Here is a 23981-nt window from a genome sequence, read left to right as displayed (position 1 = left end):
TCTCAGCCCTGGCGCGCAGGCGCTGTCATAGGAGATCCGGCCATGGCCAGACCGATGGTCTCGCGGCTCCAGTCCGCAAAAGGCAGCACGGGTGACAGATGCCCCTCGTGCATCACGCCGATGCGGTCTCCGAGGGCCAGCACCTCGTCCAGGTCGTCCGAGATCAGCAGCACCGCGGCGCCGGCATCGCGCGCGGCCAGCAGTTGCTGGTGCACAAAGCGCACCGCGCCAATATCGAGGCCCCAGGTGGGCTGGTGCGCCACGATCAGGCGCGGCGCCATGCCCTCGGCGCCCTGGGGTGCCAACAGCGCCCGGCCCAGAATCAGCTTTTGCATATTGCCGCCCGACAGCGAACGGGCCGGTGCATCGAGACCGCCGCCGCGCACATCGAACTGCTTCGACACATGCTGGGCCTGGCTGCGCGCCTGTGCACGGCGCACCCAGCCCCAGCGCGAAAACCAGGGGCTGCGCAGCCGCTCGGACACGGCGTTTTCCCACACCGGCAAGTCACCGACCACGCCGGTGCCATGGCGGTCTTCCGGGATGCGCGCCACGCCCTGGGCGACCAGGGCCACGGCCGATGCCGGCATCGGCGCGCCCAGGTACTGCACCGTGCCCTGGCCCGGTCGGCGCATGCCGCAGAGCATATCGGCCAAGGCCACCTGGCCGTTACCCGAAACACCGGCAATCGCCACCATCTCCCCGGCCTTGAGCACCAGCGACACATCGACCAGGCGATCGCGCGCGGTGGATTTGGCCGAGGCCGTGGTGTGCACATTGCGCAGGCTGCAGACTTCGTCGCCCACCTTGGCGGCAGGTTGGCGCTCGGGCAGGCTCACCGCCTCGCCCACCATCCACTGCGCCAGCTGCGCCTGCGTGGTGCCTGCGGTCGGCGCCTCGGCCACCAACTTGCCGTGGCGCAGCACGGCCACGCGGTCGGCCACGCGCAGCACTTCGCCCAGCTTGTGGCTGATAAAGATGATCGACAGGCCTTGGGCCACCATCTGGGACAAGGTCGCAAACAGCGCCTCGCTCTCCTGCGGGGTCAGCACGGCCGTGGGCTCGTCCAGAATCAAGATCCTGGCGCCCCGGTACAGCGCCTTGAGGATTTCCACCCGTTGGCGCTCGCCCACCGACAGGTTGCCCACCCGTGCATCGGGGTCCACCACCAGGCCAAACTGGCGTGCGACCTCGACCAGTTTGGCGCGGGCCTGGCGCTTGGCTGACTTGAGGCGCAGCAGCGATTCGCTGCCCACCATGATGTTGTCCAGCACACTCAGGTTGTCGGCCAGCGCAAAGTGCTGGTGCACCATGCCGATGCCCGCAGCCAGCGAGGCGCGCGGCTGGCCCGGCGGCAGCGGCTGGCCCATCACCTCAATGCGCCCCTCATCGGCCACATAGTGGCCAAACAGGATCGACATCAAGGTGGATTTGCCCGCGCCGTTCTCGCCCAGCAAGGCCACGATCTCGCCCCGATGCAGGGTCAGCGAAATGGCGTCATTGGCTACCAGCGGGCCAAAGCGTTTGGTGATGCCGTGCAGCTGGAGCACAACAGGAGAGGAACTTGGAGGAGACATGGGCAACAGGCCGCTGGGTTCGCTGGGCAGGCGACGGGGCCTGGCAGCTGGCACAAAAACAGCCCCGGCATGCGCCGGAGCTGGAAGTTGGTGGCGCCGAGCTGCTATAGCGCTGCGCCTAGGCAATCCAGGCCCGGCTTACTTGGCCGTGGACTTGGGCTGCGAGTCGTCGACCTTCACGACGAACTTACCCGACAGGATATCGGCCTGCTTGGCCTGCACCTTGGCGATCAGGTCCGCCGGCAGCTTTTTCTCGAAGGTGCCAAACGGTGCCAGCGAGGAGCCCTTGTACTTCATCATCGAGTACGGGCCGTAGTCCTCGGCCTTGTAGCTGCCGTCCCTGACCGCCTTGATCGCGCGCTCGACGCTCGGCTCCATGTGCCACAGGGCCGAGGCCACCACGGTGTCGGGGTACTGCGCCTGGGTGTTGATCACATTGCCAATGGCCAGCTTGCCCTTTTCCTTGGCTGCATCGCTCACGCCAAAACGCTCGGCGTAGAGCACATCGGCGCCCTTGTCGATCATCGCAAAGGTCGCTTCCTTGGCCTTGGGTGGATCAAACCAGCTGTTGATGAAGCTGACGGTGAACTCCACCTTGGGATTGGTTTCCTTGGCGCCCGCCATGAAGGCGTGCATCAGGCGGTTGACTTCGGGGATGGGGAAGCCGCCGACCATGCCGATCTTGTTGGTCTTGCTCATGCCGCCAGCGACCATGCCCGACAGGTAGGCAGGCTCCTGGATGTAGTTGTCGAACACGCTGAAGTTGGGCGCCTGGATCTTGCCCGACGAGCCCATCACAAAGGCGGTCTTGGGAAAGTCCTTGGCAACCTTGCGCGCGGCCGCTTCCACGCCAAACACCTCACCAAACATCAGCTGCGCGCCGCCGGTGGCGTACTCGCGCATCACGCGCTCGTAGTCGGCATTGGCCACGTTTTCGCTGGACTTGTACTCGATCTCACCCCGCGCCTCGGCGGCCTTCAGTGCCTCATGGATGCGGCTGACCCATTGCTGCTCGTACGGCACGGTGTAGACCGCCGCGACCTTCACCTTGGTCTGCGCCCAGGCCGGTGCAGCCGACAGGCCAGCCAGCGCGAGGGGCAGTGCAGCCAGGCAGGTTTGAACAATACGACGCCGTGTAGTCATCAAGAAACTCCTTAGGGGTGAGATCCACTTGCCATCCAAGTGGGCGGGCGAGAGAAGCAAGTTCTGTACCGTGTCTTGTGCCAACGTGCTGCACTCGCTTGTGGCCGCTACTGCATTAAGAGCAGCAAAGTGCAGCTGGCCGACAAGCAACAGCGCTTGCAGCAGCAGAACACACACACAAAACAAGCGCAACACGCAATGCGTATATACACAGCGCGCCGCGCATTCTACCCACATCAGCGGCGCTTGAAAGCCATTTTTCGCCACGCGATCGCCGGCAGCAAGCGGGCAGTCCCTATCTTCGGGAATATGCGTAGGCCGATGTGGCACAAAAAAACCGCCATGCATCGCGGCATGGCGGTCTCAGGGGGTTGGTAGATACCGAGCAGCGCGATCGCAGCGCGGAGGCACCGCGCAAGACGCCACTCAGTGGTTGCGGCGCAGCTTCATCACAATCGGCATCGCAATGGTGGCCATGCGAATGAGCTTGCGCGGCCCCAGCAGCAGGCCAGCGCCGACCAGGCCAGCGCAGACCAGCGGATGCTCGCGGCCAAAGCTGATCAGGCGCTCGGCCAGCGTGCCATAGGCCATGGGGTGGTGCTGGCCGCCGGTGGCATCGCGGCGCAGCGCCAAGGCTTGTTCACGCGCCAGGCGGCGGCCATCCAGGCGCTCGCGCTGGTTCTGGATGCGCAGCAGCACTTCCCGGGCCTCAGGGTCTGTGGCCTGCAGCAGTTGCAGCTCCGCGTCTTTGCTTGGGTTGATCATCGCTTGGGTCCCCTGCATTACTTGAGACGGCCCTTGACCGCTTGCCAGTCCTGGCGCAGCACGGTCTTGGTCAGTTGGAAGGGGTTGGCGGCCTTCTTCGTGGTCAGGTACAAAAAGGCCAGCACACCCAGCCACAGCACCAGCCAGACACCGGCGACCAGCCAAGTGGCCAGCATGCGGTTGGGCGTATCCCAGAACGAAATGATGATGGCGCCCGAGAGCACCGTCAGGGCCACAATGGTCAGACCCGCGACCACCAAACCCATCAGGACCAGCCAGATCAGGTTCTTTTTCTGCTCCTGCCATTCAATGGCCAGCAGATCCATTCGGTCTTCAGCCGCTATGGCGCTTTCCGACAGCAAGGCGCGAAAACGCGCCAGCATGTCATCGACGCCCAGCACAGACAACCAGTTCATGGACTCTCCTCGTGCATATGGGGCACCTGCGTGCCCCTTGTTCTTGGTGTCGGCCCGGCGGGCCTTGCCAGCGCGGCCATGGGGCCCACGCTGGCTTCGGGCTCAGCTTAGCGGCGCGAGAAGATAAAACCGATCAACGCGCCGACGGCCAGCGCTGCACCGGCAACACGCCATGGCTCGTCATGGGCATAGCGGTCAGCAGCCAGCGCAGCTTCCTTGGCCTGGCGGGCGGCTTCTTGGGCCGCGCGCACGGCGCCCTCACGGGCATCACCGGCGCTGTCTTCCAGGCGTTGGCGCAGTTGCTTGATGTCGGGCACGCCGTCCAGGTCCTTGCTCGACAGCACGCCGCGCAGATCGCTCACCAGTTTTTCCAGATCAGCCTGGGCATTCTCAACGGTATCGCTCAGCAAATTGGATTTACGCATGTTCATCATCCTTTTCTTGGTCAGGCTACAGGAAAGTTCCGCATCCGCCCTGAGCAGCCAAGGCTGGCTGCTGCATGGCATTCGCTCCGTTACATGTTAACGGAGAAAGCTGCGGCCCCGGGTTCCGATATGCACCCCTGCCTGTCAGAAGATTCCGACTATCGCCGTCAAACTGTGGCTTTTGTCGCATTTATGTGCGCATCGAAGGTCCTGCGCGTCTGCCCCTTGACGGCGGTCAAGCCGCTTCCTGGGCCACCGCCTCATTGACCGCCTTGGCAATGGCCAGGCAGCTGGTCAGCCCGGGCGATTCGATGCCCAGCAAGTGGAACAGGCCCGGCGCGCCATGCACCTCAGGGCCCTGCAGCACAAAATCGGCATCGGGCGCGCCCGGGCCACTGATCTTGGGCCGGATACCGGCGTAACCTGCGGCCAACGCGCGATCTTGCAGCCCAGGCCAGTAGCGGCGCACGGCAGCATAAAAGGCCTCACCCCGTGCCGGGTCGACCACCAGGTCATCGGCGCTGTCCACCCATTGCACATCCGGGCCAAACTTGGCCTGGCCGCCCAGGTCCAGGGTCAGGTGCACACCCAGGCCGCCCACCTCAGGGACGGGGTAGATCAGCTGCTTGAATGGCGCGCGGCCACCCAACGTGAAGTAATTGCCTTTGGCGTAGTGGGCGACTGGCAGCTGCGACAGATCAGCGCCTGCAAACTTGCGCGCCAAGTCAGGCGCCCACAGACCTGCGGCATTGACCACGGTCCTGGCCTGCAGCTCGGTGCCGTCTTCGGTGCGCAGAACGATGCCGCCCTCCTCGCAACGGGCAGTGGCCAGCGGGCTGTTGAACACCACCATGCCACCGGCGTTTTCCAGATCGCCTTGCAGGCTCAGCATCAGCCCGTGGCTGTCGACAATGCCGGTGCTGGGCGAATGCAGCGCGGCCACGCATTCCAGCGCGGGCTCCATGGCCCTGGCCTCGTCGCGGCTGAGCGGCACCAGGTCATCCACCCCGTTGGCAGCGGCATGGCGGGCAATGTCCTGCAGCTTGGCGCGTTGCGCTTCCGACGTGGCCACGATCAGCTTGCCGCAGCGCTGGTGGTCAATACCGCGCTCCTGGCAGTAGGCATACAGCAAGGCCTTGCCCTCCACGCACCAGCGCGCCTTGCGCGAGCCCTGGGCATAGTAGATGCCCGCGTGGATCACCTCGCTGTTACGCGAGCTGGTGCCCGTGCCAATGGCATCCTGCGCCTCCAGCACCAGCACCTCACGCCCGGCCAAGGCCAGCTCGCGGGCGACAGCCAGCCCCACCACACCCGCACCAATCACCACGCAATCGACAATATCGGCCACTTGCTCGCTCCTTCGCTTTTATATGCCCGCCAGCTTAGCGCCTGGCGCGTCGCCCCAAAACAAAAAGCCGGTTAAAAACCGGCTTTCGTCAGCGTTGCCCGGCCAGGGCCGCAGGGCCCCAGCAGGCGGCGTCTGCTTACTTGTTGTAGTTGGCGATGCCGTCCACGATTTCCTTGTGGGCTTCGTCCACACCCTTCCAGCCCAGCACCTTCACCCACTTGCCCTTTTCCAGGTCCTTGTAGTGTTCGAAGAAGTGCGAGATCTGCTGGAGCACCAGGTCATGGATGTCGCTCAGGTGGTTGATCTTGTCGTAGGCAGGCAGCAGCTTTTGGGTGGGCACGGCCAGCACCTTGCCGTCCACGCCGGACTCGTCTTCCATGTGCAGGATGCCGATCGCGCGGCAAGGCACGACCACGCCGGTAGGCAGGGGGAAAGGCGTCATCACCAGCACGTCCACGGGGTCGCCGTCACCCGACAGGGTCTGGGGCACATAGCCGTAGTTCACCGGGTAGTGCATGGCGGTACCCAGGAAGCGGTCCACGAACACGCAGCCCGAATCCTTGTCCACTTCGTACTTCACAGGAGCGGAGTTGGCCGAGATTTCGATCACAACATTGAAGACATCAGGGGCCTTGGAGCCAGGGGTCAGTTTTTCGAAGGACATGCGATTCCTATGAGGTCAATTGAATGGAGGGCCGACAGCACGCGAGCGGCCCGCCAGCGGCAAAACCCCGTGATTTTAGGTGCATTGGCCAGCCATTGGCCAAAAAATGCCTAGCGCCTGGGCAAATGGGGCGGTCAAACCCGTGACAACCGCGGGCTCATCCCGGTAGGCGCAGCGCCATTCCTGCGCTATCGTGGGGGCCGTTTCGAGCCTGCCGCCTGGCAGACTCTGCCGCCTATTGCACCCATAACGGAACCACGCCATGCAATTGCATTACATCGCCAACGCCTCTGTGCCCTCGCTGTCGGGCAAGACCATCCCTGTCATTGACCCCTCGGACGGCCAACCTTTTGATGAAATCCAGCGCGGCAATGCGGAGGACGTGGACCACGCGGTGCAAGCCGCGCGCCTGTGCTACGACAACGTGTGGCGCAAGACCAGCCCGGCCGAGCGCAGCCGCCTGATGATGCGCCTGTCGGCCAAGGTGCTCGAGCACGCCGACGAACTCGCCGCCATCGAGCAGCGCGACTGCGGCAAGCCGACCAAGCAGGCCAAGGCCGATGCGCTGGCCCTGGGCCGCTATTTCGAATTCTATGCGGGCGCGGCCGACAAGCTGCATGGCGAGACCATTCCCTACCCCAACGATTTCAGCGTGCTGACCTGGCGCGAGCCCCATGGCGTGACCGGCCACATCGTGCCCTGGAACTACCCGATGCAGATTTTTGGCCGCTGCGTGGGCGCGGCGCTGGCAGCGGGCAATGTCTGCGTGGTCAAGCCCTCGGAAGATGCGTGCCTGAGCCTCATCCGCGTGGCGCAGCTGGCCGCTGACGTGGGCTTTCCTGCCGGGGCGATCAACATCGTCACCGGCTTTGGCCATGAGGTGGGCGATGCGCTGGCGCGCAACCCCGATGTGGACCACATCAGCTTTACCGGCAGTCCCCGCATCGGCACCTTGATCGAGCAAGCGGCTGCGGAGCGCCACTGCCCCTGCACCTTGGAGCTGGGCGGCAAGAGCCCGCAGATCGTGTTCGCCGATGCCGATCTGGATGCCGCCATCCCCACCATCATCAACGCCATCATCCAGAACTCCGGCCAGACCTGCTCGGCCGGCTCGCGCCTGCTGGTCGAGCGCAGCATCTACGAAACCCTGCTCGCTCGCCTGGGCAGCGCCTTCGAAGCGCTGCGCGTTGGCCCCGCCAGCCTGGACCTGGACCTGGGCCCGCTGATCCGCCAGACCCAGCAGCAACGCGTCTGGGACTTTCTGAGCGATGCGCACAACGACGGCATCTCCGTCGTCGCCCAAGGCCAGATCATCGACGAGGCGCCCGAAGGCGGCTACTACCAGGCCCCCACCTTGCTGCGCGATGTGCCGGTGGACCACCGCCTGGCCCAGGAAGAGATCTTTGGGCCTGTGCTGAGCGCCATGGCCTTCGACAGCGAAGAAGAAGCCATCAAGATGGCGAACGCCACCCAGTTCGGCCTGGTGGCCGGCGTCTGGACGCGCGATGGCGGCCGCCAGTTCCGCGTGGCCAAGCGCCTGCGCAGCGGCCAGGTCTTCATCAACAACTACGGCGCCGGCGGCGGCGTGGAGCTGCCCTTTGGCGGCACCAAGGCCAGCGGCCATGGCCGCGAGAAGGGCTTTGAGGCGCTGTATGGATTCACCACGCTGAAGACCGTCGCCATCCGCCACGGCTGATACGGACCTGGGGGCGATCCACCCGCCCTCCCCCCCAGCGCCGCCCCTGCTCTGCAGCGGCGGCGTGATTGTTTTTACAATGGGGGGCTGCGCGCAGCACACAGCCGGCCTGTCACCTGCTGCACAGACAGCCCGCAGCAACAGCCCCATAGTGATCAGCACGGTGGGCATCGCAGCGCCGTCCACCAAGCGCTGGTCTGCACCAAGCTGGGTCATCCACAACAACAATCCCACCGCGACACCCTCTTTCCATGCCTTTGTCTCCCGCCCCCAACCGAGTCCCCAAACATTTGCGTGATGTGCGCTACCGCAGCTTTGCGCGCGAAGATGGCCTGTGGGATGTCGAAGGCGAGCTGGTGGATACGAAAGCCTATGACCTGGTGCTGTCCGGCGAGCGCAAACGCAAAGCCGGAGAGCCCATTCACCATATGTGGATTCGCTGTACCATTGATACAACACTTACAGTGGTTGCCATCGAAGTCGCGATGGATGCGCACCCACTGGGCGAGTGCCCGCTGGCCCTGCCTGCCATGCAGAAAATGGTCGGCTGCTGCATGGCCCGGGGTTGGCGCAAGGCCATCGAGGCCAACCTCGGCCATATCGAGGGCTGCACCCATATGCGCGAGCTGTTGTTCAACATGGCGACCGCCGCTTTCCAGAGCGTGAACCAGGCCTTTGCCCGCCCCCAATCGGACCAGCCACCGCGCCATCTGGGGCAGTGCAAGGGCTGGGATTTCAATGGCGCGGGCGTGGCCGCCATCTACCCCCAATTCGTCGGCTGGCAAGCGCCCAAGCCAGGCAGCACCAGCGCTGCAGCGGTGGCAAGCACTAGCGATCGCGCTGCGGACAAGCCCGCAACGGACAGCGCCAGCAAAGGCTGATGACCCAGCGAGCGCCCTAACTGATACCCTCCAGCCACCACCGCGCGCAAGCCGCGACGGTGGTTTTTTTCGCCTGTATCGGCCAGGCTTTTGCCGCTCTGGATACCAGTTGCATACCCTGCTGCCGGAACTGCGCATCGGCCCCAGTTTCAGACAAACCTAGTATAAACCCTAGGAAACAATGACAGCAAAATGCATGGGCGTGTTCGCTCAAAATCAAAAATCGTTGAACAATTTTTAATAACACATCCCACAAAAGAAAATTTGAAACCTACAAAATTTAATTATTGTTGAAACCCCGTATAGCGCGACTTTGCAATAACTGTTAATTTTGGCAAACAATTCACCAGCATAGCAGTTGCTGCAGGCTCTGCTGTGGCTGTTGATCGTATTCATCCCGGGCAGCATCCGCTGCGCCCTATTTGTCTCTAGAAGGAGCCGTCATGAAGCGTCGAGTTTTTTGTGCCACCGCCACCCTGGTTGCCAGCATCGGATTTGCCACCGCAGCCGCTGCCCAAACCAAATGGGATTTCGCCACCGCGTATGCGCCATTTAACTTCCACTCCAAAAACAACGAGCAGTTCGTCAAGGACGTGGACGCAGCGACCAGCGGCAAACTCAAGATCACGCCCCATTTTGGTGCATCGCTATTCAAAATGCCCGAAATCAAGCGCGCCGTGCAAACCGGTAATGCCCAGATGGGTGAATTCTTTCTGGTGAGCTTCCAGAACGAATCGCAGATCTTCGGTGTTGACGGCCTGCCCTTCCTGGTGAACAACTACGACGAAGCGTTCAAGCTTTATCAGGCCCAAAAGCCGGCGCTGCAAAAGCTGCTGGACAAGCAAGGCCAGGTGCTGCTGTATTCGGTGGCCTGGCCACCGCAGGGCATCTACACCAAAAAGCCCATCAGCTCGGCAGCGGACCTCAAGGGCATGAAGTGGCGCGTGTACTCGCCCACCACCGCCCGCATTGGCGAGCTGATTGGCGCGCAACCGGCCACCGTGCAAGAGGCCGAGCTGTCCCAGGCGCTGGCCACTGGCGTGGTCGATGGCCTGATCACCTCGTCGGCCACCGGCGCCGACAACAAGCTGTTTGAAAACCTCAAGTACTACTACAACGTGCAGGCCTGGATTCCCAAGAACGCCGTGACCGTGAGCAAGAAGGCCTTCAACGCGCTGGGCAAGGCAGAGCAAGACGCGGTGCTCAAGGCTGCCGCTGCCGCTGAAGAGCGCGGCTGGAAGGAATCGAAGGAAGTCGATGCCAAGTCGCTGGCGACCTTGAAGCAAGGCGGCATGAGCATCGAGCAGCCATCGGCCCAGCTCAAGGCAGACCTGGCCAAGGTCGGTGAGACCGTGATCAAGGAATGGACCGACAAGGCCGGCGCCGAAGGCAAGGCCATTTTGGACGCCTACCAGGCCTCCAAGTAAGCCACGGCTCCTTGTCTTTGCAGCCCACCGGCCTGGTCCTGGCGGGCTGCACAGTCAGCAACCCTTACTGCTTTGAATGACAAGCATGCGCAAGCTACTCAATGGACTGTATGACGCCTCTGCCTGGCTGGCGGGGCTGTCGATGATCGGCATCCTCGTGATGGTGCTGCTCACCGTGGTCAGCCGCCTGATCGGCTTCAGTGCACCCGGCACCGATTCCTACGCCGGTTACGCCATGGCGGGAGCGGGCTTCATGGCCCTGGCCAGCACCCTCAAAAAAGGTGAGCACATCCGCGTGACCCTGCTGCTGGGCGCGCTCAAAGGTGGCGCCCTGAAAACCATGGAAGTGATTGCCCTGGGCATCGCGACCATCCTCTCGGGCTTTTTGGCGTTCTACGCCGCACGCCTGGTCTGGCAATCCTGGGAGATCGACGATATCTCCGTGGGCATCGATGCGACGCCGCTGTGGATTCCCCAAATTTTCATGGCACTGGGCACCCTGGTGTTTTTTATCGCCTTTTGCGACGAGCTGGTGCTGGAGCTGATGGGCAAACGCAAACCTGTGGCCAAGGAGGACGCCCACCATGAATGAAATTACCGCCAGCATTGCGCTGATCGTGGTGCTGCTGATCCTGCTGGGCGGCGGCGTCTGGGTGGGCCTGACCCTGGCCGGGGTCGCCTGGTTCGGCATGGAGTTCTTTACCGCCCGCGCCGCCGGGGATGCGATGGCGATCACCATCTGGGGCTCGGCCAGCAGTTGGACCCTAACGGCGCTGCCGCTGTTTGTCTGGATGGGTGAGATTCTCTACCGCACGAATTTATCGGAGAGCATGTTCCGGGGCCTGGCTCCCTGGGTCAACCTGCTGCCTGGCCGCCTGCTGCACACCAATGTGATCGGTTGCACGATTTTTGCGGCGGTGTCGGGCTCGTCGGCCGCGACCTGCGCCACGGTGGGCAAGATGAATGTGCCCGAGCTGATGAAGCGCGGCTACCCCGAGAACATGGTCATCGGCTCGCTGGGCGGCCCTGCCACGCTGGGTCTGCTGATTCCGCCCTCGATCATCCTGATCGTCTACGGCGTCGCTGCCGAGATGTCGATCTCCAAGCTCTTCATGGCCGGCGTGTTGCCCGGCATCATGCTGGCTTTGATGTTCAGCGGCTGGATCGTGTTCTGGGCGCTGCTCAACCCGAACAAGATTCCCAAGGCCGACAGCACGATGAGCTTCAAGCAAAAGCTCCACGAGTCGCGCCACCTGATTCCTGTGGTGCTGCTGATCGCCTCGGTCATTGCCAGCATCTACACCGGTATTGCCACGGCGACCGAAGCGGCTGCCATTGGCGTGGTGGGCTCGCTCGTACTGTCTGCGGCGCAAGGGGCGCTCACCTGGAAGAACTTCAAGGACTCGCTGTTTGGTGCCACGCGCCTGTATTGCATGATCGCGCTGATCCTGGCCGGTGCCGCCTTCATGACCTTGTCGATGGGCTATATCGGCCTGCCACGCCAGCTGGCCGAGTATGTCGGCAGCCTCAACCTGTCGCCTGCGATGCTGATCATCGTGCTGGGCATCTTCTACATCCTGATCGGCTGCTTCCTCGATGGCATCTCCACCATCGTGCTGACCATGGGTGTGGTGCTGCCGATCATCCAGGCCGCGGGCATCGATCCGCTGTGGTTCGGCATCTTCCTGGTGATCACCGTGGAGACCGCGCAGATCACGCCGCCGGTGGGCTTCAACCTCTTTGTGCTGCAAGGCATGACAGGCAAGCAGATCACCTACCTGGCACGCGTCTGCGCACCCTACTTTGCGCTGATGGTGCTGGCCCTGGTGATTCTCTGGTTCTTCCCCCAGATCGTCACCGTGCTGCCCAACAACATGTAAACCTCGCCTTGGTCCGCGACGAACCGGCTGCCTTGGCAGCCGGTTTTTTTTATGCGCCAGCGATCAGCACAGCAGCAGGTCCTGCTGCTCCTGCACCGTGGCCTGCAAAAAGCGCCACACCACCTGGATACCCGGCACCGAGCGCAGCTCGGGCGGCATCGACATCCAGAAGGTGCGGGTGAACTGCGCCTGCTCGGGCAGCACGCGCTGCAGCAAGGGATCCTTGTCGGCCAGAAAGCCCGGCAGCACGCCCAAGCCCGCGCCCGTGCGCACGGCGGTGTACTGCGCCAGGATGCTGGTGCTGCGAAAGCTAAAGCGCTGAGGCGCGCTCAGGCTGTCGAGGAACTGCAGCTCCTTGGTGAACAGCTGGTCATCGACATAGTGCACAAAGCGGTGGCTGGCCAGGCCCTCGGTCGAGGTGATCAGCGGGTGGCGCGCCAGGTATTCACGCTGGCCATAGAGGTACAGCCGGTACTCGGTCAGGCGGCTGGTGACGACGGTATCGCGCACTGGACGCTCGAGCGAGATGACGATATCGGCTTCGCGGCGCGAGAGCTGCAGCATGCGCGGCACGGCCAGCAGGTCGATCGTCAGCAAGGGGTAGCGCTGGGCCAGCAAGGCCAGGTGCTTGGCCAGCACCTGGGTGCCAAAGCCTTCGGTCACGCCAATGCGCACCACGCCGCTGGGCGTCTCGGCGCTTTGGCTCGCGGCAATGGGAGCGATGCCGCGCGCAATCTGGTCCATGGCTTCGGCGCGCGGCTGCAGCTGGCGGCCGGCATCGGTCAGCTTGTAGCCACTGCCCTCGCGGGTGAACAAGGTCGCACCCAGCTGCTTTTCCAACGCCTGGATGCGGCGCGAGACTGTGGTGTGCTCCACGCCCAGCGCCTTGGCCGCACCCACCAGGGTGCCGGCCTGCACCAAGGCCCAGAAAAAGCGCAAATGATCCCAATCCATGCCAGCCCCTTGTCGATGTTGCACAGCATTATTGTGCAAATTTGCAACAGGGGCAGCAGATGGGGACCGTGCCTGGCTCCGATCAGGCGGCTTTGGCGCGCTTGCGCTGCCAGGCGTAGGCCAGGCCCAGCAGCACAAACCAGGCCGGCGTCGCGATCAGCGCCTGGCGCGTGTCCAGCTCCAGGCTGAGCAGCACCAGCACGGCGGCAAAAAACGCAAGGCAGACCCAGCACATGAACACGCCACCGGGCATGCGGTAGTGGGAGGCTTGGTGCAGCGCGGGGCGCTGCTTGCGGTAGCTGATGTAGGACAGCAGAATCAGCGACCAGACAAACATGAAGAGGATGGCCGAGACGGTGGTCACCAGCGTGAAGGCTTCCACCAGGTTGGGTACCACCCACATCAAAAAGGCACCGCCCAGCAGGCAGACGCAGGAGAACAGCAGGCCGCGCGAGGGCACGCTGCTGACCGAGAGCTGGCCAAAGGAGCGCGGGGCATCGCCCTTGAGCGCCAGGCCGTAAAGCATCCGGCTGGTGGAGAACACGCCGCTGTTGGCCGACGAGGCGGCCGAGGTCAGCACGACAAAATTGATCACGCTGGCCGCAGCCGGCAGGCCGGCGAGCACAAACAGCTCGACAAACGGGCTCTTGCTGGGCACCACATCGCGCCAGGGGGTGACTGCCATGATGGCGATCAGCGCGCAGACGTAGAAGATGATGATGCGCACAGGGATCGAGTTGATAGCGCGCGGCAGGGTGCGGTGCGGATCCTTGGCCTCGGCGGCCGTGGTGCCGACCAGCTCGATACCGACAAAGGCAAACACCGCAATCTGAAAGCCGGCAAAAAAACCCATGGCGCCATGGGGGAAGAGCCCGCCATCGTTCCAGAGGTTGGCAATGTTCGCCTGGCGCCCGGCCGGCGAGCTAAAGCCGGTGCTGACCATGTACAGGCCCGTGCCCACCAGCGCGACGATGGCCACGATCTTGATCATCGCAAACCAGAACTCGACCTCGCCAAAGAGCTTGACGGTCAGCAGGTTGAGCGACAGCAGCACGGCCACGCAGGCAATGGCCGGTGCCCACTGCGGCAAATCAGGCCACCAGAACTGCGCATAGGCCGAAATGGCAATCACATCGGCAATACCGGTGATGATCCAGCAGAACCAGTAGGTCCAACCGGTGAAGAAGCCGGCCCAAGGGCCCAGCAGGTCGTCCGAGAAATCGATGAAGGACTTGTAGTGCAGGTTGGACAGCAGCAGCTCACCCATGGCCCGCATCACAAAGAACAGCATGATGCCGATGATGGCGTAGACCAGCACGATGGAGGGCCCCGCCAGGCTGATGGTCTTGCCCGAGCCCATGAAAAGCCCGGTGCCGATGGCGCCACCGATGGCGATCAACTGGATATGGCGGTTGCTGAGGTTGCGTTGGAGGTCATCGGTGCCGGGCGAAGCCCCCGATTGCTCCGCTGGGGCCTGTTTGCTCATGAGAAAAAAGCGCAGTGCGTTAGCGAGAAAGGTGGTGCGGCCTGCGAGCCTAGGCCCGGACGCACCGCGAAGGTGCGCAAGGATAAAACAGCGTCAGCCCAGCCAGGGGCAAAAGGTTATTCTGCTGCGCAACTAATTGTGCAAAGGCAGCAATTTACCGCCCACCTGCGCGGCCAAGGCCTGCAAAGGCGCAACCGCGCTGGCCTCCAGCACCGACAGCGGATAGCTGTCGCTATCGATGTCGATACTGACCAGCGCCAAACCCTGGCGACGCAGGTAGTCGCCCGCCTCCTGCAAGGCCTCGTGGTTCAGCGCTCGGCTGCCCGCCAGCGCCTGCAGGTCCAGCCCCCGCTGCTGCACGGTCCGGAGCTGCTGCAGCGCCCAGATGGTGTCATCCATGTTCAGCTTCCAGTCCAGTTCGACGTTCTGGCTGCGGCGTTGCAGGCCCTCGACCAGCGCCAGCCAGGGCGTCACATGCGCGGGCTCGTCCATGCCTCGGTTGACCAATTCATCGGCAAAGCGATCGAGGTACTGCGCGGGCTGCTCGATCGCCTGCCGCACCTCGCCCCACAGTTCATCCCTATCGTCCAAGGCCAGCGCTTGGCCGAGGGCCATGCACAAGGCCTGCCAATCGTCCATCGTGGGCTCGGGTGCGGGGTCCGGCGCAAGCGCAGAGGCGGCGCGTTCGCCCTGCACAGGCGCCTTGGCGCCCAACAGCTGACCGATTTTGTTCAACCAACCCATGGAAATCTCCCTGCTGCATGCGATCGAAGCAGTATGCACCAAGCCACCTGCAAGCCGCAGACTGTGCAGCGCCGCACAGCCCTGTGCAGCCAACCTCTTGTTTGGGCGAATGCGCACATCTACCATGTGCATAACGGTGCGCCGCCTGCGGGCAGCCTGCCGCCTCTCTCTATCCCAGATTCCCAGGAGACAAACCATGAACGCACCGCAATCCACCAGCACCTTGGCGCCGACCGTCAAGCTGCTGATCAACGGCCAGCTGGTCGAATCCAAGACCACGCAATGGCGTGATGTGGTCAACCCCGCCACCCAGCAGGTGCTGGCCCGCGTGCCTTTTGCCACGCCCGAAGAAATCAACGCCGCGGTGGCCAATGCCAAGGAAGCGTTCAAGACCTGGAAGAAGACGCCCATTGGCGTGCGCGCCCGCATCTTCCTCAAGCTCCAGCAGCTGATCCGCGAGAACATGAAGGAGCTCGCCGCCATCCTGACGGCCGAGCAAGGCAAGACCTTGCCCGATGCCGAAGGCGATGTCTTCCGGGGCCTGGAGGTGGTCGAGCATGCCGCCAACATCGGCTCGCTGCAGCTGGGGGAATTGGCCAACAATGTGGCCAATGGCGTCGACACCTATACCCTGAACCAGCCTCTGGGCGTGTGCGCGGGCATCACCCCCTTCAACTTCCCGGCGATGATCCCACTGTGGATGTTCCCGATGGCGATTGCCACGGGCAACACCTTTGTGCTCAAGCCCTCCGAGCAAGACCCGATGGTGACCATGCGCCTGTGCGAGCTGGCCCTGGAAGCCGGCGTGCCCCCGGGCGTGCTCAACGTCATCCACGGCGGCGAAGACGCGGTCAACGCCATCTGCGACCACCCCGATATCAAGGCGATCAGCTTTGTTGGCTCGACCAAGGTCGGCACCCATGTCTACAACCGCGCATCGCTCAACGGCAAGCGCGTGCAATGCATGATGGGCGCGAAGAACCACGCCATCGTGCTGCCTGACTGCAACAAGGAGCAGTCGCTCAACGCCCTGGCGGGTGCCGCATTTGGCGCCGCTGGCCAGCGCTGCATGGCCTTGTCGGTGGTGGTGCTGGTGGGCGAGGCGCAGAAGTGGATCCCCGAGCTGGTCGAAAAGGCCAAGACCCTGAAGGTGTCTGCAGGTACCGAAGCGGGCACCGATGTGGGCCCGGTCGTCTCCTGCCAGGCGCTGTCGCGGGTGGAGAGCCTGATCGAGCGCGGCATTGCCGATGGCGCCAAGCTGGAGCTCGATGGCCGCAAGCCTGCCGTCGCCGGCTTTGAAAAGGGCAACTTTGTCGGCCCAACGGTCTTCTCTGGCGTCAAGCCCGGCATGGCCATCTATGACCAGGAAATCTTTGGCCCCGTGCTCTGCATTGCCGAGGCCGCCGATATCGACGAAGCCATTGCCTTCATCAATGCCAACCCCAATGGCAACGGCACCGCCATCTTCACGCAAAGTGGCGCCGCTGCGCGCAAGTTCCAGGAAGAGATCGATGTCGGCCAGATCGGCATCAATGTGCCGATCCCTGTGCCCGTGCCGCTGTTCTCGTTCACCGGCAGCCGCGCCTCCAAGCTCGGCGACCTGGGCCCCTACGGCAAGCAGGTCGTCATGTTCTACACGCAGACCAAGACCGTGACCGCCCGCTGGTTTGACGACAGCACCATTGCCCATGGGGTGAACACCACCATCAGCCTGAAGTAAGCCCAGCACAGCTGCGGCCCTTTGCTGGGCCGCTGCTGTTTTGCGGCGATGATTGCAGGTATGCCTATTCCCCCCGCATCCCGCCCAGCGCTGCTGGCTCTGTTTTTTGCAGCCTCGGCGGCCCTCGCCCCGCAGACCGTGCTGGCCCAGGCCGGTGCGGCCTGCGTGAGCGGCGGCAGCACCGAGCAAACCAATGCCTGCGCGGTGCAGGCCTTTCAGCAAGCCGATACCGACAACAACATCCTGTATGCCGATGTGATGCGCATACTGTCGGCGCACGAGCGCCCTGCCTTGCGCCGCGACCAGAACGAGTGGATACGCCAGCGCGCTGCCACCTGCAAAAAGCAGCAGGCCGCGCACGAGGCCCAGCTCGACTGGCCACGCCGCTACCACGAATGCCTGGTGGCCGAAATCGGCAAGCGCAAGAAGGAGTTAATGGTCTGGCTGCACGAAGGCCCGCCGCCCGAGCCGCTGCAAAAACCATAGCCAACCGCGTTCACAACAAAACGCTGCTGCCCGGGCTTCCCATGCCCGGCGCAGCACGATAAGAGACAGGAGACCAGCCCATGGATTTCGAGCTATCAGAAGACCAACGCGCCTTTGCCGACACCGCGCGCGCCTTTGCCCAGGCGGAGCTCGCCCCGCATGCCGCGCACTGGGATGCCGAAGCCGTCTTTCCCCGTGAGGCGATTGCCAAGGCAGGTGAGCTGGGCTTTTGCGGCCTGTATGCGCCCGAAAACGCCGGCGGCCTGGCGCTGCCCCGGCTCGATGCCACCTTGATGTTCGAAGAGCTTGCCGCGGTGGATCCGTCCACCACCGCCTTCATCACGATCCACAACATGGCCACCTGGATGCTGGGCACCTGGGCGAGCGACGCGGTTCGCGACGAGTGGGGGCCCCTGCTCGCCAGCGGCCAAAAGCTCGCCAGCTACTGCCTGACCGAGCCCGGCGCCGGGTCGGATGCCGCCTCGCTCAAGACCCGGGCCGATCTGGTCGGCCATGACTACGTCATCAATGGCAGCAAGGCCTTTATCAGCGGGGCCGGCGCCACCGACATGCTGGTGCTGATGGCCCGCACGGGCGATGCGCAATCGGGTGCCTCGGGTATCAGCGCCTTTGCGGTGCCCGCGCACCTGGAAGGCATCAGCTACGGCAAGAAGGAAGAAAAAATGGGCTGGAACAGCCAGCCCACGCGCACGATCAGCTTTGACAATGTGCGCATTCCCGCCCACCACCTGCTGGGCCGCGAGGGCGAAGGCTTCAAGATTGCGATGAAGGGGCTCGACGGCGGTCGCATCAATATCGCCACCTGCTCCGTGGGCGCGGCCCAGGGCGCCCTGACCCAGGCGCAACGCTATATGCAGGAGCGCAAGCAGTTCGGCAAGGCAATTGCGAGCTTTCAGGCGCTGCAGTTCAAGCTGGCCGACATGGCCACCGAGCTGGTCGCCGCGCGCCAGATGGTGCGCCTGGCCGCCAGCAAGCTCGATGCCGGCGCGCGCGACGCCTCCACCTACTGCGCGATGGCCAAGCGCTTTGCAACGGACGCGGGCTTCAATGTCTGCAACGATGCGCTGCAACTGCACGGCGGCTACGGCTATATTCGTGAGTACCCGCTCGAGCGCCTGGTGCGCGACACCCGGGTGCACCAGATTCTGGAAGGCACCAACGAGATCATGCGGGTCATCATCGCCCGGCGCATGCTCGATGGGGATGCGCCTGAGGCCATCCGCTAAGCAGGCACTGCCCCTCCCCTCCTGCCCAAACACCATCCCACCATGCCACGCCGCCCTTTGGACCCCGAAACCCTGCGCCTCATCGACGCCGTGCGCCTGGCGCTGGCCGAGCAAGCCGTGGGCGTATCGGTCGAAGAGAAAACCATGTTCGGCTGCCATGTGTTCATGGTCGACGGCAAGATGTGCCTGGGCGTGGAGAACGACGAGCTGCTGGTGCGCCTGGCGCCAGAAACCCATACCCAGGTGGCAGAACTGCCGGGAGTGCGGCCGCTGTCATCCAAGGGCTTGATGGTCGGTTATTTTCTGGTGGGGCCCGCGGCCTATGCGACGCGGCAAGCCTGGCAGCACTGGATCGATGCCGCGCTGGCATTTAACCCACGGGCCAAGGCGACGCCGAAGAAAAAACCCAAGGCAGCCCCCACCGCCCCATCGGCCAAGCAGGCCCATTCGGTCAAAAAAGCTAAAACCGCCAAGGCGGCTGGCGATGCGAACCCAGCGCCTGCCGCCCGCAAACGCCACAGCGTGTTTGACAGCGATCTTTAAACTCTGACGCTGTCTTTCCCTATCCATGCCAACCCACAACCCTGTGCAATAACACCTTCAAGGAGACAAATATGGCAACTATCGCATTTATCGGCCTGGGCAATATGGGCGCGCCCATGGCCATCAACCTGGCCAAGGCCGGCCACCAGGTCCGCGCTTTTGACCTGAGCCGCGAGGCGGTGGCCAAGGTCGTGGCAGAAGGCGGCAGCGCGGCAACCAGCGCCCAGGAGGCGGTCGAAGGCGCCGAGGTCATCGTCAGCATGCTGCCCGCCAGCCAGCATGTCGAAGGCCTGTTTCTGGGCAACGGCAGCCAGGCAGGCCTGCTGCAAGGCATTGCCAAGGGCGCGCTGATCATTGACAGCTCCACCATTGCAGCAGCGACCAGCCAGAAAGTGGCCAAGGCCGCACAGGCGCTGGGCATTGGCTTTATCGATGCGCCGGTCTCCGGCGGCACCGGCGGCGCCATTGCCGGTACGCTGACCTTTATGGTCGGCGGCAGCGCAGCCGACCTGGAGCGCGCCCGTCCGCTGCTCGAGAAAATGGGCAAGAACATCTTCCACGCCGGCGATGTGGGTGCGGGCCAGACCGCCAAGATCTGCAACAACATGCTGCTGGGCATTTTGATGGTGGGCACCAGCGAGGCGATTGCGCTGGGTGTGGCCAATGGCCTGGACCCCAAGGTGCTCAGCGAGATCATGCGCCGCAGCTCGGGCGGCAACTGGGCACTGGAGGTCTACAACCCCTTCCCCGGCGTGCAGGAAGCCAGCGCCGCCACGCGCGGCTACACCGGCGGCTTTGGCACCGACCTGATGCTCAAGGACCTGGGCCTGGCCCAGGAAAGCGCGATGACCGTGAAGGCCAGCACCCCGCTGGGCGGCATGGCGCGCCAGCTGTATGCGGCGCACAGCATTGCCGGCCATGGCGCGGAGGACTTCTCCAGCGTCATCAAGATGCTGCAGAAAAAGGGCTGAACCCCACCCCTGCTTGGAACCCGGCGATCAGGGTGCGGTCGGCGGCTCCGACAGCGCCATCACCATGCGCGCCACCAGGTACAGGCGCGGCGCAATGCAGTCCAGCAGGATGTATTCGCCATACATGTCATGCGCGCCATAGCCGCACACGCCCATGCCCTCGACCACGCCACCCCGGGTGTTGAGGGCGGCAAAAGCGGCATCGGTGCCGCCGCCCAGTGCTACGTCGTTCACATGCAGCGGCAAGCCCAGCTCCTCGCGGTAAATGGTTTGTGCCTGCGCGGCGATGCGGCGTGCGGCGTCGCTCGCCTGCATCGGCGGGCGGCGCAGCTCAAAGCGGGCCGTCACCTGGCTGCCCTCCAGCAGGCGGTTCTTGATTTTTTCCTGCACCGCATCCTGCAGCGCCTGAAAGTCCTGCGCCCGCAGCGCCCGCACATCGGCCTGCGCCTGCGCATGCGGCGGCACCACATTGCGGCTGGTGCCCGCCTGCGCGATGGTCCAGTTCAGCTTCAGGCCATTGTCGGGTTGCGACAGATCGCGCATCTGCAGCAGCTGGTGCGACAGCTCATAGAGCGCATTCACCCCAGCCTCCGGCTTGGCACCGGCGTGGGACGATTTGCCCTGCACATCCAAAAACATGGCACCAATGCCGCTGGTGGCCAGGTGCAGGCTGCCCTGCAGGCCGCCACTCTCGAACGAGAAAATGGCATCCTGGTCGCGCGCCAGTGCGCTGATCAGCCGGCGCGAGCCCGGCGAGCTGATCTCCTCGTCGCTGTTGAACAGCACGGTAATCTCGCCAAAGCTGTCATAGCCCACCTTTTGCAGCATCGCGATGCTGTGCAGCACCAGCGCCACGCCCTGCTTTTCGTCCTCGACACCCAGGCCGTAGACGCGATCGCCCTCAATGCGGAACGGCTGCTTGTCCACATCGCCGCGCTGGTAGACGGTGTCCGTATGCGCAATCATCATGATGCGCGACTGCCCCCGGCCCTTGAAGATGGCCTGCACCATAGGGCCGACTTGCTCGGGCGTATCTTCCAGCCGCACCACATCCGTCGCCGGAATGATCTGCACCTCGCCGCCCAGTGCTTTCAGCCGCTCGGCCGCCACCTGGGCGATATAGCTCACGCCGCCATAATCGCGGCTGCCCGATTCGATATGCACCAGGTTTTTCAAGGTCGCCAGCATCGGCGTTTGCTCTGCCTGCGCAGCGGCATAGACGGCAGGCTGGGCCTGGGCGGGCATGTGGGCTTGCGTTTGGGCGTGGACGGGTGCAGCACAGGCCAGCGCGAGCCACAAGCAGTGAGCGGCAAGAGAACGGGCAGACGGTCGATCAGGCATGGAGCCATGATAGTACGGGTTTAACAACAAATTGTCACAAAACCGCCATCCAGGGAATGCTGCGCCGCGCGCTGGGACTGAACTCCCTACAATCCCCCTTCTTTGAGAAATAATCTTTGCAAGCCATGACTGAGACCGTGCAATGGATGGCCGACGGCACGCCCTACAGCCCCCGCTTTGGTGACCGCTACCACAGCGAAGCCGCCCATGCACTGGCCCAGGCCGAGCAGGTGTTTCTGGCCGGCTGCGGCCTGCCCCAGGCCTGGGCGGGCCATCCGCAATGGCGCATTCTGGAGACCGGCTTTGGCTTTGGGCTCAATTTTCTGGTCACCTGGCATGCCTGGCAGCAAGACCCGGCCCGCCCGGGCCTGCTGCATTTTGTCTCGACCGAGGCCTTTCCGATCGCAGCGGCCGACCTCTTGGCGCAGGCGCGCAAGTTTCCCCATCTGCTGCCGCTGGCCGAAGAACTCGCCGCCCAGTGGTGGGGGCTGCTGCCGGGCGTGCACCGCCTGCGCCTGGCCGGTGGCCGGGTGCTGCTCAGCCTGCTGATTGGCGACAGCCAGGCCATGCTGCGCCAGCAGGAGCTGGTCGCAGACAGCATCTACCTGGACGGCTTCAGCCCTGCGCGCAACCCCGATATGTGGAGCCTGCACAGCTTGAAGGCCGTGGCACGCTGCGCCCGGCGCGGCACCCAGCTGGCGACCTGGACCATTGCCGCCCAACTGCGCCGCGACCTGGCCCAGTGCGGCTTTGCGGTGCGCAAGGTGCCGGGCGTGCCGCCCAAGCGCGACAACCTGCAGGCGACCTTTGCCCCCCAGTGGGAGCCGCGCAAGGCGCCGCTGTGGCCGCTGGGCGCGCAGGCCCTGCCAGCGCGGCTGGCGGGCGGCGGTGGGCACGCGGCCATTGTCGGCGCCGGCATTGCCGGAGCTGCCTGCGCGCGCCAGCTGGCGCTGCGCGGCTGGCAGGTCACCGTGCTCGATACCGCCAGCCATCCGGCCGCCGGTGCCTCTGCGCTGCCCGCTGGCATTTTTGCGCCCCATACCAGCAGCGACGACAGCCCCCTCTCGCGCATCACCCGCGCCGGCCAGCGCTGCAGCCTGCAATGCTTGCAGCAGCTCTTGCAAGCAGGGCAAGATTGGGAGATGACCGGGGTGCTGGAGCGCAGGCAACTCGCCACGCCGCCCGATGAAACCGCTGCTCACAGCGACAGCCCCGCGGCCGTGCCCACCCGCCGCAGCGCCCATGAACGGCCTCCTGCCTGGAAGGACGCCTTGGCCGCGCCGGCGGCCGACTGGAGTGAAGAGGCCAGCGCCGCCACGCTCGAAGTGCTGGGCTTGCCGGCCGATACCCCCGCGCTTTGGCACCCGCGCGGCGGCTGGCTGCGGCCGGCCGCGCTGGTGCAGGCCTTGCTGGACCACCCTGGCATCCATTTTGTCGGCGATGCCCAGGTACAGGCGCTCGACGCGCTGAAGACCGCCGAGGGCCAGCCGCTCTGGTCGCTGAGCGATGGCCAAGGCCAGCAATGGGCGCAGGCCGATCTGGTCGTCCTCTGCGCCGGGCCGCAATCGGCCAGCATCCGCATCAACGGCCAAAGCCTGGCCGCCGCCCAGGCGCTGCAAACCATCCGGGGCCAGGTCAGTTGGGGCCGCTATGCCGAAGGCCAGGCGCCCGCGGCCCACCAACCCGTCAACGGCCATGGCAGCTGGGTGCCCTATTTCCGCATTGGGCAGGATGCAGACGCGGCCTGGGTCATGGGATCGAGCTTTGAGCGTGGCCAATCCGCACTGCCGCCGTCGGCCGAGGATGCCGCCACAGCGCATGCCGGTAACGGGGCCAAGCTGCAAACCCTGCTGCCGGAAGGCCACCGGCCTGATGCGCAGGCCTTTGCGCGCGCCCAGCACTGGGCCCAGCTGCGCTGCGCATCGACCGACCGGCTGCCGCTGGTGGGCCCGCTGCTGCCCACGCAGGCCCTGCAGGCGCTGCACACGCTGCCTGAAGGCCTGGCCAGCCCCTGGGTCGCCACGGCGATGGGGTCGCGCGGTCTGACCTGGGCGCTGCTCTGCGCCGAGCTGCTGGCCGCCCGTCTGCATGCCGAGCCCTTGCCACTGCCCAATCCGCTGGCCCTGGCGCTGGCCAGCGACCGCTACTGCAAATAAGCGAGCGCTTTAGCGGGAGGGGCGAATGCGAACGCCGTCTTCGCTACGCCCTGTCCATGGGGTGGCCTGCGGTGCCCGCTATGCCTTTTTAGAGTGAGGGGCGGAGCAGAC

22 protein-coding genes are annotated in these 23981 nt (G+C 64.3%); 11 read left to right on the top strand and 11 right to left on the bottom strand.

Translation table 11 applies throughout. The annotated features are described in order from the left end of the window. Positions 1 to 2: 2 nt before the first annotated feature. The 7 genes from ACPEE1_RS11855 to ppa all read right to left on the bottom strand — a co-directional run bounded on the left by ACPEE1_RS11855 (position 3) and on the right by ppa (position 6338). A complete protein-coding gene (locus tag ACPEE1_RS11855; RefSeq protein ID WP_182341573.1) occupies positions 3 to 1577 on the bottom strand; it encodes an ABC transporter ATP-binding protein in 1575 nt (524 codons plus the stop codon). 138 nt (positions 1578 to 1715) lie between these two features. Then, positions 1716 to 2720 (bottom strand): BMP family protein, encoded by a 1005-nt coding sequence (locus tag ACPEE1_RS11850; protein WP_116927690.1) that lies wholly within the window; start codon positions 2718 to 2720, stop codon positions 1716 to 1718. 426 nt (positions 2721 to 3146) lie between these two features. Then, a complete protein-coding gene (locus tag ACPEE1_RS11845; RefSeq protein ID WP_133248230.1) occupies positions 3147 to 3485 on the bottom strand; it encodes a hypothetical protein in 339 nt (112 codons plus the stop codon). 17 nt (positions 3486 to 3502) lie between these two features. After that, positions 3503 to 3901 carry a phage holin family protein gene (locus tag ACPEE1_RS11840; protein WP_021025096.1) on the bottom strand — a complete coding sequence of 133 codons (399 nt, stop codon included), beginning with the start codon at positions 3899 to 3901 and terminating at the stop codon, positions 3503 to 3505. 107 nt (positions 3902 to 4008) lie between these two features. After that, positions 4009 to 4326: a DUF883 family protein gene (locus ACPEE1_RS11835; protein WP_043338381.1), complete on the bottom strand. Its 318-nt coding sequence runs from the start codon at positions 4324 to 4326 to the stop codon at positions 4009 to 4011. Positions 4327 to 4561: 235 nt separating this feature from the next. After that, on the bottom strand, positions 4562 to 5674 hold the full coding sequence (locus ACPEE1_RS11830; RefSeq protein WP_423932774.1) for an NAD(P)/FAD-dependent oxidoreductase: 1113 nt from the start codon (positions 5672 to 5674) through the stop codon (positions 4562 to 4564). A gap of 136 nt (positions 5675 to 5810) precedes the next feature. Further along, entirely contained in the window at positions 5811 to 6338 is a 528-nt protein-coding gene (gene ppa / locus ACPEE1_RS11825) for an inorganic diphosphatase (RefSeq protein WP_116927687.1), read from the bottom strand. 262 nt (positions 6339 to 6600) lie between these two features. Here ppa and ACPEE1_RS11820 point away from each other — a divergent pair, with 262 nt between their 5' ends. The 5 genes from ACPEE1_RS11820 (at position 6601) to ACPEE1_RS11800 (ending at position 12222) form a co-directional block, all read left to right on the top strand. After that, a complete protein-coding gene (locus ACPEE1_RS11820) occupies positions 6601 to 8034 on the top strand; it encodes an aldehyde dehydrogenase family protein (protein WP_116927686.1) in 1434 nt (477 codons plus the stop codon). Positions 8035 to 8285: 251 nt separating this feature from the next. Next, positions 8286 to 8915, top strand: coding sequence for a DUF2889 domain-containing protein (locus tag ACPEE1_RS11815; RefSeq protein ID WP_423932770.1), 630 nt, complete (start codon positions 8286 to 8288; stop codon positions 8913 to 8915). A gap of 443 nt (positions 8916 to 9358) precedes the next feature. Continuing rightward, positions 9359 to 10342 carry a TRAP transporter substrate-binding protein gene (locus ACPEE1_RS11810; RefSeq protein ID WP_116927684.1) on the top strand — a complete coding sequence of 328 codons (984 nt, stop codon included), beginning with the start codon at positions 9359 to 9361 and terminating at the stop codon, positions 10340 to 10342. A gap of 85 nt (positions 10343 to 10427) precedes the next feature. Further along, positions 10428 to 10934, top strand: coding sequence for a TRAP transporter small permease (locus ACPEE1_RS11805; RefSeq protein WP_182341580.1), 507 nt, complete (start codon positions 10428 to 10430; stop codon positions 10932 to 10934). Then, positions 10927 to 12222, top strand: a complete 1296-nt coding sequence (locus tag ACPEE1_RS11800) for a TRAP transporter large permease (protein ID WP_116927682.1) — start codon at positions 10927 to 10929, stop codon at positions 12220 to 12222. Before ACPEE1_RS11805 ends, ACPEE1_RS11800 begins: the two co-directional genes overlap by 8 nt. A gap of 63 nt (positions 12223 to 12285) precedes the next feature. Here the strand turns inward: ACPEE1_RS11800 and ACPEE1_RS11795 are convergent, their stop codons facing one another. The 3 genes from ACPEE1_RS11795 to ACPEE1_RS11785 all read right to left on the bottom strand — a co-directional run bounded on the left by ACPEE1_RS11795 (position 12286) and on the right by ACPEE1_RS11785 (position 15406). Then, positions 12286 to 13176: a LysR family transcriptional regulator gene (locus ACPEE1_RS11795; RefSeq protein WP_021025105.1), complete on the bottom strand. Its 891-nt coding sequence runs from the start codon at positions 13174 to 13176 to the stop codon at positions 12286 to 12288. Between the two features lie 82 nt (positions 13177 to 13258). Then, the gene (gene cycA / locus ACPEE1_RS11790) at positions 13259 to 14662 is read right to left on the bottom strand and encodes a D-serine/D-alanine/glycine transporter (protein WP_423932766.1); all 1404 of its coding nucleotides are present in this window, start codon (positions 14660 to 14662) and stop codon (positions 13259 to 13261) included. A gap of 132 nt (positions 14663 to 14794) precedes the next feature. Beyond that, the gene (locus ACPEE1_RS11785; RefSeq protein WP_182341586.1) at positions 14795 to 15406 is read right to left on the bottom strand and encodes a DUF6630 family protein; all 612 of its coding nucleotides are present in this window, start codon (positions 15404 to 15406) and stop codon (positions 14795 to 14797) included. Between the two features lie 196 nt (positions 15407 to 15602). On the opposite strand from ACPEE1_RS11785, the gene ACPEE1_RS11780 reads away from it, so the two are divergent. The 5 genes from ACPEE1_RS11780 to mmsB all read left to right on the top strand — a co-directional run bounded on the left by ACPEE1_RS11780 (position 15603) and on the right by mmsB (position 20373). Further along, positions 15603 to 17126 (top strand): CoA-acylating methylmalonate-semialdehyde dehydrogenase, encoded by a 1524-nt coding sequence (locus ACPEE1_RS11780; RefSeq protein ID WP_133856063.1) that lies wholly within the window; start codon positions 15603 to 15605, stop codon positions 17124 to 17126. Positions 17127 to 17186: 60 nt separating this feature from the next. Next, positions 17187 to 17612: a lysozyme inhibitor LprI family protein gene (locus ACPEE1_RS11775; protein ID WP_116927706.1), complete on the top strand. Its 426-nt coding sequence runs from the start codon at positions 17187 to 17189 to the stop codon at positions 17610 to 17612. An 80-nt stretch (positions 17613 to 17692) separates the two neighbouring features. Beyond that, positions 17693 to 18859 (top strand): acyl-CoA dehydrogenase family protein, encoded by a 1167-nt coding sequence (locus ACPEE1_RS11770; protein ID WP_423932761.1) that lies wholly within the window; start codon positions 17693 to 17695, stop codon positions 18857 to 18859. A 42-nt stretch (positions 18860 to 18901) separates the two neighbouring features. Next, a complete protein-coding gene (locus ACPEE1_RS11765; RefSeq protein ID WP_423932758.1) occupies positions 18902 to 19402 on the top strand; it encodes a TfoX/Sxy family protein in 501 nt (166 codons plus the stop codon). Between the two features lie 41 nt (positions 19403 to 19443). After that, positions 19444 to 20373: a 3-hydroxyisobutyrate dehydrogenase gene (mmsB, locus tag ACPEE1_RS11760; protein ID WP_260720271.1), complete on the top strand. Its 930-nt coding sequence runs from the start codon at positions 19444 to 19446 to the stop codon at positions 20371 to 20373. A gap of 27 nt (positions 20374 to 20400) precedes the next feature. Here the strand turns inward: mmsB and ACPEE1_RS11755 are convergent, their stop codons facing one another. After that, positions 20401 to 21714: a glutamate carboxypeptidase gene (locus ACPEE1_RS11755; RefSeq protein ID WP_423932755.1), complete on the bottom strand. Its 1314-nt coding sequence runs from the start codon at positions 21712 to 21714 to the stop codon at positions 20401 to 20403. 125 nt (positions 21715 to 21839) lie between these two features. On the opposite strand from ACPEE1_RS11755, the gene mnmC reads away from it, so the two are divergent. Then, positions 21840 to 23870, top strand: a complete 2031-nt coding sequence (gene mnmC / locus ACPEE1_RS11750) for an FAD-dependent 5-carboxymethylaminomethyl-2-thiouridine(34) oxidoreductase MnmC (protein WP_423932752.1) — start codon at positions 21840 to 21842, stop codon at positions 23868 to 23870. Positions 23871 to 23981: the final 111 nt, after the last annotated feature.

The sequence above is a fragment of the Comamonas sp. 23 genome (assembly GCF_049601575.1).
Classification (GTDB): Bacteria; Pseudomonadota; Gammaproteobacteria; order Burkholderiales; family Burkholderiaceae_C; genus Comamonas; species Comamonas squillarum.
Note: the sequence above shows the minus strand (reverse complement) of the source record. Positions and strands in the feature narration are given on the sequence as shown.

Excerpts from the sequence above, each read along its gene's own strand:
- ACPEE1_RS11785 (WP_182341586.1), bottom strand. The coding sequence starts at position 15,406 with ATGGGTTGGTTGAACAAAATCGGTCAGCTGTTGGGCGCCAAGGCGCCT.
- ACPEE1_RS11840 (WP_021025096.1), bottom strand. The coding sequence starts at position 3,901 with ATGAACTGGTTGTCTGTGCTGGGCGTCGATGACATGCTGGCGCGTTTT.
- ACPEE1_RS11845 (WP_133248230.1), bottom strand. The coding sequence starts at position 3,485 with ATGATCAACCCAAGCAAAGACGCGGAGCTGCAACTGCTGCAGGCCACA.
- ACPEE1_RS11835 (WP_043338381.1), bottom strand. The coding sequence starts at position 4,326 with ATGCGTAAATCCAATTTGCTGAGCGATACCGTTGAGAATGCCCAGGCT.
- ACPEE1_RS11805 (WP_182341580.1), top strand. The coding sequence starts at position 10,428 with ATGCGCAAGCTACTCAATGGACTGTATGACGCCTCTGCCTGGCTGGCG.
- ACPEE1_RS11815 (WP_423932770.1), top strand. The coding sequence starts at position 8,286 with ATGCCTTTGTCTCCCGCCCCCAACCGAGTCCCCAAACATTTGCGTGAT.
- ACPEE1_RS11855 (WP_182341573.1), bottom strand. The coding sequence starts at position 1,577 with ATGTCTCCTCCAAGTTCCTCTCCTGTTGTGCTCCAGCTGCACGGCATC.
- ppa (WP_116927687.1), bottom strand. The coding sequence starts at position 6,338 with ATGTCCTTCGAAAAACTGACCCCTGGCTCCAAGGCCCCTGATGTCTTC.
- ACPEE1_RS11780 (WP_133856063.1), top strand. The coding sequence starts at position 15,603 with ATGAACGCACCGCAATCCACCAGCACCTTGGCGCCGACCGTCAAGCTG.
- ACPEE1_RS11775 (WP_116927706.1), top strand. The coding sequence starts at position 17,187 with ATGCCTATTCCCCCCGCATCCCGCCCAGCGCTGCTGGCTCTGTTTTTT.
- ACPEE1_RS11755 (WP_423932755.1), bottom strand. The coding sequence starts at position 21,714 with ATGCCTGATCGACCGTCTGCCCGTTCTCTTGCCGCTCACTGCTTGTGG.
- ACPEE1_RS11810 (WP_116927684.1), top strand. The coding sequence starts at position 9,359 with ATGAAGCGTCGAGTTTTTTGTGCCACCGCCACCCTGGTTGCCAGCATC.
- ACPEE1_RS11800 (WP_116927682.1), top strand. The coding sequence starts at position 10,927 with ATGAATGAAATTACCGCCAGCATTGCGCTGATCGTGGTGCTGCTGATC.
- ACPEE1_RS11765 (WP_423932758.1), top strand. The coding sequence starts at position 18,902 with ATGCCACGCCGCCCTTTGGACCCCGAAACCCTGCGCCTCATCGACGCC.
- cycA (WP_423932766.1), bottom strand. The coding sequence starts at position 14,662 with ATGAGCAAACAGGCCCCAGCGGAGCAATCGGGGGCTTCGCCCGGCACC.
- ACPEE1_RS11850 (WP_116927690.1), bottom strand. The coding sequence starts at position 2,720 with ATGACTACACGGCGTCGTATTGTTCAAACCTGCCTGGCTGCACTGCCC.
- ACPEE1_RS11795 (WP_021025105.1), bottom strand. The coding sequence starts at position 13,176 with ATGGATTGGGATCATTTGCGCTTTTTCTGGGCCTTGGTGCAGGCCGGC.
- ACPEE1_RS11770 (WP_423932761.1), top strand. The coding sequence starts at position 17,693 with ATGGATTTCGAGCTATCAGAAGACCAACGCGCCTTTGCCGACACCGCG.
- mnmC (WP_423932752.1), top strand. The coding sequence starts at position 21,840 with ATGACTGAGACCGTGCAATGGATGGCCGACGGCACGCCCTACAGCCCC.
- ACPEE1_RS11820 (WP_116927686.1), top strand. The coding sequence starts at position 6,601 with ATGCAATTGCATTACATCGCCAACGCCTCTGTGCCCTCGCTGTCGGGC.